Raw genomic sequence first — 13,493 nt, forward strand, 5'->3', positions numbered from 1 at the left:
GCTTGCGCGAGCGTTTCCTTGGCAGACGATCCTCATCGGATTGTCCTTGCTCGGGCGTTTCCTCCCTAGACTTGGGCCGCTTGTCATCACAAGCGGCTCTTCTTTTTTGTGCGGTGCTGGGGACAGGTGAATCCGAACCGACCAAGTCCAATCCGATCGCGCAACCACGCGCTATCACTGCATACGCATGATCTGGTCCATCGGCGGCATGTTCGCATTCAGATGCGCCATGATCCAGACTGTGCCGCCGACCACGAGGAACACCACCAGCAGGCCGAAGGCCAGCGCCAGCACGTTGTTGGTGTTGTCGGGGCCGGTCGTGATGTGGAGGAAGAACACCAGATGCACGCCCATCTGCGCGATCGCCAGCACGATCAGCGCGACGGGAATGGAGGGCTGCCAAACCAGATCGGTGCCTGCAATGAAGAATGATGTCGCCGTGAGCAGCAGCGCGAGCGCGAGCCCGACGACGTAACCGAGAATGCGGGCGCCGACACTATGCTGCTCTTCCTCGCCCGGCGCGAGGTCATGGTCGGTCCGCGCGTGGGTCTGATCGCTCATGCGCCACTCCCGAGCAAATAAACGACGGAGAACACCGCGACCCAGATGATGTCGAGCGCGTGCCAGAACAAGGCAAAGCACGTCATCCGGCGCAAGATATCGGCGCGAAAGCCCTTTGCGAACACCTGGGCCATCATGGTGAGCAGCCACAACACGCCGGCGGAGACGTGCAGGCCGTGGCAGCCGACCAGCGAGAAGAATGCGGACAGGAAGGCGCTGCGCGACGGGCCATAGCCGCGCGCGACGAGGTCGGCAAATTCGCGGAACTCGAGCACGAGGAAGATCAGCCCGAGCACGCAGGTCACGGCCATGGCGAGATGGAACCAGAACCGGTTGCGCACATCGGCCGCGATGCTGGCCATGCCGCAGGTAAAGCTCGACAGCAGCAGGCAGACGGTCTCGATCGCGACGTTCCTCTGCTCGAAGATCTCCGAGCCCTTGGGGCCATCGGCGGTCTGGCCTGATAGCACCGCATAGGCTGCAAAGAAGCAGGAGAACATCACGATGTCGGAGAGCAGGAAGATCCAGAAGCCGTAGGCGGTCACGATCCGCTTCGGCGCCGGGCCGGGATGCTCGATGACGACGCCGATGTGATGCGGATCGGCGTGCGCGTGGCCGGCGGTTGCGGTCATCGCCATCAGACTGTCCCCGCCATGCTGACGAGGCCGCGGCGTTCCTCGCGATTGATACGGTCTATCGCTGCGACGTCCTCGGCCAGGATGACGTATTCGTCATGGTCGCGCCAGGCGAACACGACGAAGGTCGCCCAGGCGCCGAGGCCACCCAGAACCACCATCCACCAGATGTGCCAGATCAGTGCAAAGCCCATGATGGTGGCGAAGAACGCGCAGACGAAGCCGGTCGGGGAATTCCGGGGCATCTCGATGTCCTGATAGTCCGGTCGGTCATGATCGAGCGATTGCTGCCGGGCATGGACCTTCATGTCCCAATAGGCGTCCTCGCCGCGCACGTCGGGATTGAAGGCGAAATTGAACACCGGCGGCGGCGACGAGGTCGCCCATTCCAGAGAACGGCCGTCCCAGGGATCGCCGGTGCGGTCGCGCAGCGCCTCCCGGTTGCGGATACTGACCACGAGCTGCGCGATCTGGCAGATCACGCCGACCGTGAGCACCGCCATGCCGGCCGCCGCGACGATCATCCAGGGTCGCCAGGCCGCGACATCATAGTGCTGCATGCGGCGGGTCATGCCGAGCATGCCGGCGACGTAGAGCGGCATGAACGTGACGTAGAAGCCGAGGAAGGTGAACCAGAACGCAGCCTTGCCCCAGCGTTCGTCGAGGCGGAAACCGAACGCCTTGGGAAACCAGTATTCGAAGCCGGCGAAGGCGCCGAACAGCACGCCGCCGATGATGACGTTGTGGAAGTGCGCCACCAGGAACATGCTGTTGTGAAGGATGAAGTCGGCCGGCGGCACCGCGAGCAGGACGCCGGTCAATCCGCCGATGATGAAGGTGACCATGAAGCCGACCGCCCACAGCATCGGCGTCGCGAAACGGATTCGGCCGCCATACATCGTGAACAGCCAATTGTAGATCTTCACGCCCGTGGGCACCGCGATGATCATGCTGGCGATGCCGAAGATGGCGTTGACGTCGGGGCCCGCCCCCATCGTGAAGAAATGATGCAGCCAGACCATGAAGGAGATGACGCAGATCGCCATCGTCGCAAGCACCATGGAACGATAGCCGAACAGCGCCTTGCCGGAGAAGGTCGAGACCACCTCCGAGAAGATGCCGAAGGCCGGCAGCACCAGGATATAGACCTCGGGATGCCCCCAGGCCCAGATCAGGTTCATGAACATCATGACGTTGCCGCCGGCCTCGTTCGTGAAGAAATGGAAGCCCAGGTAGCGGTCGAGCAGCAGCATCGCGAGCGTGGCGGTCAGGATCGGAAAGGCCGCGACGATGAGCAGGTTCGAGGCCAGCGTGGTCCAGCAGAACATCGGCATGCGCAGATAGTTCATGCCCCTGGTGCGCAGCTTCAGCACCGTGGTGACGAGATTGATGCCGGCGACCAGCGTGCCGACGCCGGAGATCTGCAGCGACCATGCGTAATAGTCGACGCCGACGCCCGGCGAATAGGACAATTCCGACAGCGGCGGAAAGGCGAGCCAGCCGGTGCGCGCGAACTCGCCGACGACCAGCGAGATATTGACCAGCAATGCGCCGGTCGCCGTCAGCCAGAAACCGACCGAATTGAGGGTCGGGAACGCGACGTCGCGCACGCCGAGCTGAAGCGGCACGATGAGGTTCATCAGCCCGATCACGAACGGCATCGCCACGAAGAAAATCATGATGGTGCCGTGTGCCGAGAAGATCTGGTTGTAATGCTCGGGCGTCAGATAACCTTGCGACTGGTAGGCGACCGCCTGCTGGATCCGCATCATGATGGCGTCGCTGCCGCCGCGCAGCAGCATCACCGAAGCGAGCAGGATGTACATCACGCCGATCCGCTTGTGATCGACGCTGGTGATCCATTCGTGCCAGAGGTAGGGCAGATGTCCCTTCGCCACGACCCAGGCCAGCACCGCGAGGATCGCAACCAGCACCACCGCGCCGGCGACAAGCGGAATCGGCTGATCGAACGGAATGGCGGACCAGTCGAGCTTACCGAGCATCATGGCCTCCACTGTGCGGACCGCCGGCCTCGGAGATCAGCTCCGGGCCCGGCCCCGGCGGAATGTGCTGGTTCGCGATCAGGTCGAACAGGCGCGGGTCTTCGAGACGATAGGACGGCCTGCCCCTCTCGATGCCCTGCTGCATCAGCTTCTTGTAGCTGGCCTCGTTCAGCACCGCGTCGGTCTTCGCCGTATTCGCCACCCAATCGGGAAAGGCGAGCGGCGAGATCACGTTGACGTCGAACATCATGTCGGGAAAGCCGTCGCCGGAAAAGTGCGCCGACAGGCCTTGCAGCTTGCCTTCATTGTCGGCGCGCAGGTTCAGCTTCGTCACCATGCCGTTCATGGTATAGATCATGCTGCCGAGCTGCGGGATGAAGAACGTGTTCATCACGCTCGACGACGTCAGCTGGAAATTCAGCTCGGCGCCGGCCGGCACCGTCAACGTATTGACGGTAGCGATGCGCTGGTCCGGATAGATGAACAGCCATTTCCAGTCGAGCGAGACGGCCTGGATCCGCACCGGACTGCCGGTCCCAGGAACCGGCGCCGCAGGATCGAGCTGGTGCGAGCCGATCCAGGCGACGCCGCCGAGCAGGATGACGGTGAGCGCCGGAATCGACCACACCACCATCTCGACGCGGCCGGAATAGACGAAGTCGGGCTGGTAGCGCGCCTTGGTGTTGGAGGCGCGAAACCAGAACGCAAAGGCCAGGATCGCGACAATGGTCGGCACCACGATCACGAGCATGATGAAGACGGAATCGACCAGAATGGTTCTGTTGGCCGCAGCCACGGGCCCTTGCGGATCGAGCAGATTCATCGGCAAGCCACTGGCGGTTGGGAGGTCCCCCGGGAGAGAACCTAGCGCGGGAAAGGCTCCGGCAGCAAACGCTGCGACCTCAGAACGGTTCCCTGCGCTGCAAGGCTCAGTCATGCGCGACAGGCCGGCCGCAACATGCAATTCCATGTGATGTCAATGACATGTACGCAGGAGCCACGCTCTTCTCTCCGGTCGGGACGATTGCTAATCTGCACGAAAATAATGGGACGAATGATGCCCGTGCCGGGGAGTGAACTGAGATGCGGTTGAAGGACAAGGTCGCGATCGTCGTCGGGGCCGGGCAAAGTCCCGGCGAAGGCATGGGCAACGGCCGCGCCACCGCGCTCACCTTCGCGCGCGAAGGCGCGAAGGTCCTGTGCGTCGACCATCATCTGGAATCCGCGCAAGAAACCGTTGCGATGATCGCCGCGAAGGGCGGCACCGCCGCGGCCTTCAAGGCCGACGTGACGAAGTCGGCCGACATCAAGGCGATGGTTGTAGACGCGCAGGCGCGCTGGGGCCGGATCGACGTGCTGCATAACAATGTCGGCGTCAGCTTGTCCGGCGGCGACGCCGAGCTGCTGCAACTGACCGAGGAGGCGTTCGACCGCGTCGTCGCCATCAATCTGAAGAGCTGCATTCTCGCCGCCAAGGAAGTGATCCCGATCATGCGCGCGCAGAAGAGCGGCGCCATCATCAACATCTCCTCGATGGCGGCGATCACGACCTATCCTTACGTCGCCTACAAGGCGACGAAATCGGCGATGATCGCCTTCACCGAACAACTTGCCTACCAGAACGCCGAATACGGCATCCGCGCCAATGTCATCCTGCCCGGCCTGATGAACACGCCGATGGCCGTCGACACCCGCGCCCGCGAATGGCACAAGACCCGCGCCGAGGTCGAAGCCGAGCGCGACAGCAAGGTGCCGCTGCGCAAGAAGATGGGAACGGGGTGGGACGTCGCCAACGCCGCGCTGTTTTTGGCGTCAGACGAGGCGAACTTCATCACCGGCGTGACCCTGCCGGTGGACGGCGGGGCGAGCGTGAGACGGGGGTAGGTCCTACTTCTCCCTCCCCCCGCGGCAGGGCTATCGCATATGAGAGCTTTTCCCTGCGGCCATCCTTCGAGACGCCCGCCTTTGGCGGGCCCTCAGGATGAGGACGGAGTGCGCGGCAGCAGTTTCAGCGAGCACCGATGCCACTTAGCCTCATCCTGAGGAGACCGCGAAGCGGTCGTCTCGAAGGACGAGGCGCGCGCTCAGCTCGCGTGTGATGCCATATGCGATTGCCCTGCCCTTGCGGGGAGAGGCGAAGCATGTTCGCTCACCGCGAATGCGTCACCCGCCAGATCGTGCCGTTGCCATCCTCCGACACCAGCAGCGATCCGTCCTTTGCCACCGCCACTCCCACCGGCCTTCCCCAAACTTCCGTGTCGCTCACCACGAATCCCGTGACGAAATCCTCATACTCCCCGGTTGGTTTGCCGTCCTTCATCCTGATGCGGATCACCTTGTAGCCGGTGCGCTTCGACCTGTTCCACGAGCCGTGCTCGGCAGCAAAGGCATCGCCCTGGTACTCCTGCGGAAACTGCGTGCCCTGGTAGAACGTCATGCCGAGCGAGGCCGAATGCGGCTGAATCAGCACATCGGGCACCGTCACCTTGTCCTTGAGGTCCGGCCGCGCGCCGGAATGGCGCGGATCTTCATTGCTGCCGATATAAAACCACGGCCAGCCATAGAAGGCGCCCTCCTTCACGCTGGTGACGTAGTCGGGCACGAGATCGTCGCCGAGGCCGTCGCGCTCGTTGGTCGAGCACCAGGGCAGACCGGTCTGTGGCTGGATCGCAAGGCCGACGCAATTGCGGATGCCGGTGGCGTAGATCTTGCGCTCCCTGCCATCAGGCGTGAAGGCGAGCACGGTGGCGCGCTCCGTCTCGCTGGCCCAGGCCGCGCCGAGCGGCTGCGCTTTCGCCCAGGCCTCCAATCCGCCCGGCGGCGTGCCCAGACCTTCCGCGACATTGCTGAGCGAGCCGACCGAGACCAGCATGCGCTTGTTGTCCGGCGCGAAGACGATGTCGCGGGTGGAGTGGCCGCCGTCATGCGGCAGGCTTGGCACGATTGTCTCGGCCTTGCCGCGCGCCTTGAGATCGCCGGCCTGATAGGGAAAGCGGACGACGCTGTCGGTGTTGGCGACATAGACCCATTGCGGATTGTCGCCGCTCGGGAAGAAGGCGATGCCGAAGGGCTGGCGCAGGCCGCTGGCAAACACCTCGTTGCTCGCAACCTTGCCGCCCTCGCCGGCGCGCAGCACGCGGATAGTGCCGGCCCGCGTCTCCGCGACGAAGACATCGCCGTTCGGCGCCACCCGCACGATGCGCGGCGCGCGCAGGCCTTCGGCGAACAGCTCGATCTTGAAGCCCGCCGGCACCCGGAGCGCGGCCTCCGGCGGACGCGGCACCACGCGCGACGAGCTCGCAACCGAGCGCGTGGCGCCGGGCCTGACCAGATCCTGCGGCCGGATCAGCCTGGTCGTGCCGGGCTTGTCGGCCTGCCAATCGCCATAAGCGTCCTTGCCCTGCAACACCGGCTCGGCCTCCGCACTGGTCGCCGATACGATCATCCCCGCAGCCAGCACCGCGGTCGAAATCCTGTTCTTCACGTCGTCATCCTCCCGGCCTGCCCGTCGCGAACGTAACGTCGATCGCCCGCAAATGGTCTGCGGCAGGTTACACGCCGCCGAATTCCACGTCAGCCCGTGCTCGCACGATGTGCATCAGCCGCATTCCATCGTACTGGAAAATGCGGCCGATCGATGCGACAGATGTGAGGGCGCGGCTGCACGTCGCGGTCAGCAGTGCCGCGGCATCGCCGCCACGATTGTTGGGGGCATCATGTGGGGATCCATCATATCGGAATGGGCGAGCCTGCTGCTCCGCTGGCTGCACGTGGTGGCGGCGATCGCCTGGATCGGCAGTTCCTTCTACTTTATCGCTCTCGATCTCAGCCTCAGGCCGGGACGCGACCTGCCCGATGGCGTGCAGGGTGAGGCCTGGCAGGTCCATGGCGGCGGCTTCTACCGGATCATTAAATATCTGGTCGCCCCCAGCCAGATGCCAGACGAGCTGACCTGGTTCAAATGGGAGGCCTACACGACCTGGCTGTCCGGCTTTGCGCTGATGGTGGTGGTGTATTATCTCGAGGCCGACCTGTTCCTGGTCGACAAGTCGATCCTCGACCTCAGCCCGTTCCAGGCCGGCCTGTTCAGCTTCGCGAGCCTCGCGCTGGCATGGCTGCTCTATGAGGCCGCTTGTCGCACCGGGCTCGCGCAGCGCGAATTGCCCTTTGCCGTCGGCGGCTATTTGTTCCTGGTCGCGCTGACCTATGCCTTCACCCATGTGCTCAGCGGGCGCGGCGCCTTCAACCAGATCGGGGCGATCATCGGCACCATCATGGTCGCCAACGTCTTCGCGCTGATCATCCCGAACCAGAAGAAGATCGTGGCGGCGCTGATCGCGGGGCAGTCGCCCGATCCGAAGCTCGGCAAGGCCAGCAAGGAGCGCTCGGTCCACAACAATTATCTGACGCTCCCCGTCGTCGTGTTGATGATCAGCAACCACTATCCCCTGCTCTACGCCACACGCTTCAACTGGATCATCGTCGCGATCATCCTGGCGCTTGGCCCGGTGATCCGCCATTTCTTCAACGAGCGGCACGCCGGGCGCAAATCGCCATGGTGGGTCTGGGGCGTGGCGGCAATCGGCGTGATCGCGATCCTGTTCCTCTCCGCAGCCGGCCCACGCGAGGTGAGGACGAGCGCGCTGTCAGCACAACCCACGCGCAACGCTGTCGAGGAGATCGTGATGTCCCGGTGCAGCATGTGCCACGCGGCCGAGCCGGTCTGGGCCGGGATCGTGACCGCGCCGAAGGGCATCCTGCTCGATACGCCCGAGCACATCCATCGCAACATCCGCTTGATCGGCCGTGTCGCGGCCTGGTCCGGCGCGATGCCGCCGGGCAACATCACCGAGATGACCGGCGAGGAGCGCGCGATCCTCGCCGCCTATCTCGCGCAGGCCCGCTGACCCTGGTCATCCAACGGCGCCGCATTTCGCGAAATGAAATTCCGCATCTCGCGCCGATTTGAAAATGACTTGGCCGCCTATCCGGCGTAGACAGGATCAGCGGCCGCCGGCGCGGCGGTCCATGTCGGTTTGCATTCGCGGGAAAAGAACAGTGGCTCTCAAGAACGTCATCGGTATCGACCACGCCGTCATCATGGTGAAGGATCTCGACCAGGCCGCCGAGAACTACCGGCGGCTCGGCTTCACCGTCTCTCCGCGCGGCACCCATAGCGCGCATATGGGCACCGGCAATTACACCATCATGTTCGATCCCGATTATATGGAGCTGCTCGGCGTGCTCGCCGCGACCGACCAGAACGCGCCGGCGCGCGCCTTCCTCGACAAGCGCGGCGAAGGCATCGAGCGCATCGCCTTTACCGCGGTCGATTCAACCGCCGGCGCCGAGGAGATCCGCGCCCGCGGCCTGACGCCGATCGGCCCGACCGATTTCGAGCGGCCGGTGACGCTGCCTGATGGCACGGTCTCCGCCGCGAAATTCCGCACCTTCATGTGGCCGACCGCCGAAGCGCCCGGCGGCGTTCGCATCTTCGCCTGCCAGCACAAGACGCGCGAGACCGTGTGGATTCCCGAGTTGATGAAGCACGCCAACGCGGCGAAGCGGATCAAGCAGATTCTGATCGCAACGCCCGAGCCGGCGCAGGACGCCGCACATCTCGGCCGGCTGATCGACCGCGAGCCGAAGGCGGAATCCGACGGCGCCGTGACCGTGCCCTCCGGCGGCGATCGCGCCGACTTCGTATATCTCACGCTGGAGCAGCTCGGAAAGCGCTATCCCGGCGTGCCACTCGCCGGCCTCGCCGAGCGCGGCGGCGCAGCGCTCGTGCTCGTCAGCGGCGATCTCGCGACGACGGAGAAGGCACTGGGGTCGGCTGCCGTGCGCAGTGGGCCTGCGGTCTGCGTGCCGCCGGCCAAGGCCAACGGCACCCTGCTCGCCTTCATCGCCGATTGATTTGAACTAATTCTTTAACGTGTGTTTACCCGGCGGCTCTAGGATTCCAGGCAATCCTAGCCACCGGGGCCGAACGCATGTTCAAAGAGGGATCGCCGATCGCCTATGACGCGCCGGCCGAATTGAAGAAGTGGCCGTCGCTGAAGGGCGAGAGGCAGAAGGACCGAGGTCCGCCCTATCTCGTCTACAACGGCACGCTCGCCGACTGCGTCCGCGAGCTGATGGGCAAGCCCATCAAAGGCATCTCGCTCTACGACATCATGACGAAGCCGCAGGCCGCCTTCGACCAGACCGTGCTGTCGCCCGGCGATGCCGCCGAGATCGCGATGCGCAAGGACTTCCCCAAGGACTAGTTCGACGAGTTCGCCGCCCGTTTGCCGGCCGCCGTGTCCCGCTGCTGCGAGGAGGATTCCGTCGGCGCATCGAGGAAGACGACGGGGATGCCGCGCTTGGCATTCTCGCCGAGCACGCGCGCGTCCCAGTTGGTGAGCCTGATGCAGCCGTGAGAGGCGGACTTGCTGACCCTGTCCGGCTCCGCCGTCCCGTGGATGCCATAGCCCTGCGCCGAGAGCCCGATCCAGTACGATCCGACCGGGTTGTTGGGACCCGGCTTGATCTCGAAGGGCCTTTTGGATTTCACGCTCTTGAACCTGTATTCCGGATTGTAGTGATAGGTCGGCAGCTCATGGGTGCCGGTGACTTTCAGCGTCCCCGTCGGCGTCGGGCGATCCGGACTGCCGATTGACGCCGGATAGAACGCGACCAGACGACCAGAGCCCTCGTAAGCCTTCAGCGTCGCGCGCGCCTTGTCGATTTCGATCCGAACGATGCGCGGAAGCTCCCGACGCGCCGGTACGTTGGCCACGGCAATCGTCTCGCCGATCTTGTCGAACGCCTTTCCCGGATTGAGCGCCTTCAACAGCTCTTCGCTCATGTGGAATTTTTCAGCGAGCCCTTCGAGCGGGCTGGTGTAGCTCAGCGCCTCCAGCGACTTCATCTCATCGAGCTTGGTTGGCAGCTTCTTGAGGAATGGCCCCTTCGCATCCGCGTCGGTGATCTTGTAGTCGACGAGAACAGGGCCTTCGCTGGCAGCGTTCAGCTTGTCCCAGAGTTCAGCGGCGATGGTCTTGTCGAAGCCAAGTCCGTTCTGCTCGGCGAACGCCTTCAGCGCCTTCTGCGCGTTCTCGCCGAGCTTGCCGTCGATCTGGCCCGGAGAGAATTGCGCACGATCGAGCAGAATCTGAAGCTTCGTCACCGGCGCGCTGATCTTGTCCGCAGCTGGCTGCTTTTCCGGACGCGCTGCATCGTTCACTGCCTTCGCATCGAGATTGCCCGCTAGCGCCGGGCAGACGAGCCACAGCGACATCACCACGCCAAGCATCCATCGCATCATGATCGCTCGTCCCATTTGAAAAACAATGATCCGCAAAATCGCGGGCAGTTTCTTTTTGGGAACACCGTAGTAGCACCGAAGGAACCGACGAGATCGCAGCTTTGCCGCAATCGGAAGGTTAAGGACTTCCTAGCGCCGGCGCATCGCTGGCCGTTCATTCCCACAGTTCGAGGTTGTCCCAGCAAATGCGATTTGTCGTCGCGGCTTGCGCCGCGTTCCTGATTCTGATGTGCGACCTCGATCCGTCGGCGTCCCGGAAGACATCAACCTTCAACACCGCCATTCTTCAGAACAATCATGCCTCGCCACTGGTTCCGATGGTCGAACTCTTCCTCGCCAGCGTGCAGGCCATCGAGCTGGCCAACGCGCGCGCGGCGCATGAGGAAACGATCGAGCCACTGCGCGCGAGCGAGCCCGTCACCGAGGGGTCGGTTTCGCCGACCGATAAATTCTGCCATGCGCTTCGCGAAGCCGCCGAGGCCAGCGGCATTCCCGTGCCGTTCTTTGCCCGCCTGCTCTGGCAGGAGAGTCGCTTCAAGTCCAACGAGGTCAGCCATGCCGGCGCGCAGGGCGTGGCGCAGTTCATGCCGGAGACGGCCGCAGAAGTCGGGCTCGACGATCCCTTCGACCCCATGAAGGCGCTGCCGGCATCGGCAAAGTTTCTGCGCAAGCTGCGCGATGATTTCGGCAATCTCGGTCTCGCCGCAGCCGCCTACAATGCAGGCCCGGGCCGCATTCAAAGGTGGCTTGCCAAACAGAGTGAGCTGCCACGCGAGACGCGCGACTATGTCCGCATCATCACTGGCACCAAGGCCGAGGACTGGACCGAGCGTTCGGAGGCCATTGCGATCCGGATCGACCTGCCGCGCGAGGCGCCTTGCGAAGGTGTCGGCAGCCTGTCGAAGGCCAGGGACGTGGCCTGGGTTCCAGTCAACCTGACGTCTTCCGCGATCGCTTTCATCCGCAAGGCCGAACAGCTGGCTGCGCGGCTGACGGAGAATCGTGCCCGCAAGCGATTCGCGACCCTGCTGCGCAAGAATGCGTCCGCTCACGGCAAGGCGCGCAGCATGATTGCAGCGCGCGCGGCCGGAAAGAGCGCGAAGACCCGCGCCGTTCGCTTCGCATCACGCGAACGGCCCTCGGGCTAAAGCATGATCCGGAAAAGTGCGCAGCGGTTTTCCGAAAAGATCATGCTCAAACAACAACCTAAAGCGCGATGACGATTCATCCTAATCGCATCGCGCTTTAGTGCTCGGAGCCACCCGCGAGAGTGGCTCCGACATTCACAGCTAGTCGATCTCCTCGATCACGCGCCGTTCGCGGGGCTCGATGACGTAGGTCCGGGCGTCGCGATGGATGTAGCGGTATTCCCGCAGACCCGGCGCATCTCGATAGACCGTGCTCGGGAATTCCTCCACTTCGATACTGTCCGGCACGCGATCGCCGACGCGGATCTCCGTTCGCGCCGTGCTGCCGGTGGTCCGCGCCTCGCTTCGCCCTTCGGGGCGGATCTTCGCATGCTTGCGGATCACCTCACGATCGCGATCGGAGAACTTGCTGGCGCTGCGCTCGCGCGTGGTCGTCGTTGTCGCGGTGGATTGCCCCGAATACGGCAACACCGTCACGATCTTGTACGTCGCCGGATCGACCACCACGATCTGATCCTTGACCAGCGCGAAGCTGTAGCCGCGATATTGCGGCACGATCTCGACGACGTCCGGCGGCAGCGTCGAGAGATGCACGTCGCGCGGCACCACCGTGCCGACGTTCAGCGAGAAATTGACGCTGGTCAAAGGCCGAACGTTCAGGCGCGAGATCGACGTGCTGATCCTTGTCTCCTGCTGCCGGTTGCGATTGACGTCGGTCTGCGCGGCCGCCTGCGAGCCGGTTCCGGCCCGCTCGCCCTGCGCCTGATTGCTGGCGGGCGCATTCGGCGCCTGCTGGGCCTGGTTGGTTCCGGACGCCGCAGGGGCCTGCTGGGCCTGATTGCTGTTGGTCGGAGGCGGATTGGACCGATCCTGCGCCTGGTTGCTGTTGGCCGGTGGCGGGTTGGCGCTCTGCTGGGGCGCGGGCTGGTTGCCGGCCGTGTTCGAGGTCGCGGTGCCGCTCTGTGGCCGCGAGGTATCCGTGCTGTTCGCCGCATTGTTGGTCGTGCCGGGATTTGCAGCCCCAGACGACGCGGGGCTCTGCGTATTCTGTGCCGACGTTCCAGTCGCCGGTGATTGCTGCGGCTGCGATGTGGTGCGCTGCGTATCAGCGGCGCCGGATGTGCTGGACGGCGCTGTGGAATTTGTCTGGGATTGCGGGGTCTGCTCGGACTTCGTGGTCGTGCTGGGCGATTGCGCAAAGGCGGCGTTCGCCAGCACCAGCCCCAAGGCCGTGGTTGCCAACAGGCGGATCATGGGTCACTCCCTTTTATCAAATGAACGTTGGCTACTAACCTGCGCTAAAACCGCCTGTTCCACTTTTTCCCGAACGAAAGGTGGACCCTTCTGCACGGAACCCGCGATGCCATCGAAGAGTGCCGGGATCATCGCCTATCGCAGGCGCCGGAAGCTCGAGGTTCTCCTCGTTCATCCCGGGGGGCCGTTCTGGCGCAACAAGGATCTCGGCGCATGGTCGATCCCCAAGGGGGAATATGCGGACGAAGAAGATGCTGATATCGCCGCGCGGCGCGAATTCGCCGAGGAGCTTGGGCTCGAGCTGTCCGGGCCGCTGACGGCGGTTGGTCAGGTCAAGCAGCGCGGCGGCAAGCTCGTCACCGCCTTCGCTGCCGAGCTCGATCTCGACGTGCGCAGCGTTCGCAGCAACACGTTCGAGATGGAATGGCCGCCACGAAGCGGCCAACGGCAAACCTTCCCGGAGGTCGATCGTGCCGAATGGTTCACGCTCGAAGCGGCGCGGGAGAAGATCAACGCAGGCCAACGCCCGCTGCTCGACCGGCTGGCGCAGCTGGCCGGCGACGCATAGAGATGACCGCAATCA

The 13,493-nt window shown here is 64.0% G+C and carries 13 protein-coding genes; 6 read left to right on the forward strand and 7 right to left on the reverse strand.

The genetic code is table 11. From position 1 onward, the window contains the following. Nucleotides 1–174: 174 nt before the first annotated feature. From cyoD to D6B98_RS08815, 4 genes are read right to left on the reverse strand one after another with little or no spacing between them, the layout of a single operon-like run. Nucleotides 175–561, reverse strand: coding sequence for a cytochrome o ubiquinol oxidase subunit IV (cyoD, locus tag D6B98_RS08800; protein ID WP_126256600.1), 387 nt, complete (start codon nt 559–561; stop codon nt 175–177). Further along, entirely contained in the window at nt 558–1,199 is a 642-nt protein-coding gene (locus tag D6B98_RS08805) for a cytochrome (ubi)quinol oxidase subunit III (RefSeq protein WP_126256601.1), read from the reverse strand. Before D6B98_RS08805 ends, cyoD begins: the two co-directional genes overlap by 4 nt. Next, nucleotides 1,199–3,199: a cytochrome o ubiquinol oxidase subunit I gene (gene cyoB, locus D6B98_RS08810; protein WP_126256602.1), complete on the reverse strand. Its 2,001-nt coding sequence runs from the start codon at nt 3,197–3,199 to the stop codon at nt 1,199–1,201. The genes D6B98_RS08805 and cyoB overlap by 1 nt, the downstream gene beginning before the upstream one ends. Beyond that, a complete protein-coding gene (locus tag D6B98_RS08815) occupies nt 3,189–4,022 on the reverse strand; it encodes a cytochrome ubiquinol oxidase subunit II family protein (protein WP_126256603.1) in 834 nt (277 codons plus the stop codon). The genes cyoB and D6B98_RS08815 overlap by 11 nt, the downstream gene beginning before the upstream one ends. A 260-nt stretch (nt 4,023–4,282) precedes the next feature. Between D6B98_RS08815 and D6B98_RS08825 the strand changes: the two genes are divergently transcribed. Beyond that, complete coding sequence (locus D6B98_RS08825) at nt 4,283–5,083, forward strand: SDR family NAD(P)-dependent oxidoreductase (protein ID WP_126256605.1); 801 nt, start codon at nt 4,283–4,285, stop codon at nt 5,081–5,083. A 265-nt stretch (nt 5,084–5,348) separates the two neighbouring features. Here D6B98_RS08825 and D6B98_RS08830 read toward each other — a convergent pair whose 3' ends face one another. Then, nucleotides 5,349–6,683 carry a PQQ-dependent sugar dehydrogenase gene (locus D6B98_RS08830; RefSeq protein WP_126256606.1) on the reverse strand — a complete coding sequence of 445 codons (1,335 nt, stop codon included), beginning with the start codon at nt 6,681–6,683 and terminating at the stop codon, nt 5,349–5,351. A 232-nt stretch (nt 6,684–6,915) separates the two neighbouring features. Between D6B98_RS08830 and D6B98_RS08835 the strand changes: the two genes are divergently transcribed. The 3 genes from D6B98_RS08835 (at nt 6,916) to D6B98_RS08845 (ending at nt 9,468) form a co-directional block, all read left to right on the forward strand. Then, a complete protein-coding gene (locus tag D6B98_RS08835) occupies nt 6,916–8,106 on the forward strand; it encodes a urate hydroxylase PuuD (RefSeq protein ID WP_126256607.1) in 1,191 nt (396 codons plus the stop codon). 151 nt (nt 8,107–8,257) lie between these two features. Further along, nucleotides 8,258–9,115 (forward strand): VOC family protein, encoded by an 858-nt coding sequence (locus D6B98_RS08840; protein ID WP_126256608.1) that lies wholly within the window; start codon nt 8,258–8,260, stop codon nt 9,113–9,115. A gap of 77 nt (nt 9,116–9,192) precedes the next feature. After that, entirely contained in the window at nt 9,193–9,468 is a 276-nt protein-coding gene (locus D6B98_RS08845) for a hypothetical protein (protein ID WP_126256609.1), read from the forward strand. On the opposite strand, the gene D6B98_RS08850 is transcribed toward D6B98_RS08845, so the two are convergent. Next, complete coding sequence (locus tag D6B98_RS08850; RefSeq protein WP_126256610.1) at nt 9,465–10,508, reverse strand: L,D-transpeptidase family protein; 1,044 nt, start codon at nt 10,506–10,508, stop codon at nt 9,465–9,467. The two genes, D6B98_RS08845 and D6B98_RS08850, sit on opposite strands and share 4 nt — an antisense overlap. A 185-nt stretch (nt 10,509–10,693) precedes the next feature. Between D6B98_RS08850 and D6B98_RS08855 the strand changes: the two genes are divergently transcribed. Beyond that, nucleotides 10,694–11,656 carry a lytic transglycosylase domain-containing protein gene (locus tag D6B98_RS08855; protein WP_126256611.1) on the forward strand — a complete coding sequence of 321 codons (963 nt, stop codon included), beginning with the start codon at nt 10,694–10,696 and terminating at the stop codon, nt 11,654–11,656. Between the two features lie 141 nt (nt 11,657–11,797). On the opposite strand, the gene D6B98_RS08860 is transcribed toward D6B98_RS08855, so the two are convergent. Beyond that, nucleotides 11,798–12,910 carry a DUF1236 domain-containing protein gene (locus tag D6B98_RS08860; RefSeq protein WP_126256612.1) on the reverse strand — a complete coding sequence of 371 codons (1,113 nt, stop codon included), beginning with the start codon at nt 12,908–12,910 and terminating at the stop codon, nt 11,798–11,800. A gap of 106 nt (nt 12,911–13,016) precedes the next feature. Here D6B98_RS08860 and D6B98_RS08865 point away from each other — a divergent pair, with 106 nt between their 5' ends. Then, a complete protein-coding gene (locus D6B98_RS08865) occupies nt 13,017–13,478 on the forward strand; it encodes an NUDIX hydrolase (protein ID WP_126256613.1) in 462 nt (153 codons plus the stop codon). The last annotated feature ends 15 nt before the right edge of the window (nt 13,479–13,493 follow it).

It is taken from the genome of Bradyrhizobium sp. LVM 105, from assembly GCF_003957705.1.
Lineage (GTDB): Bacteria > Pseudomonadota > Alphaproteobacteria > Rhizobiales > Xanthobacteraceae > Bradyrhizobium > Bradyrhizobium frederickii.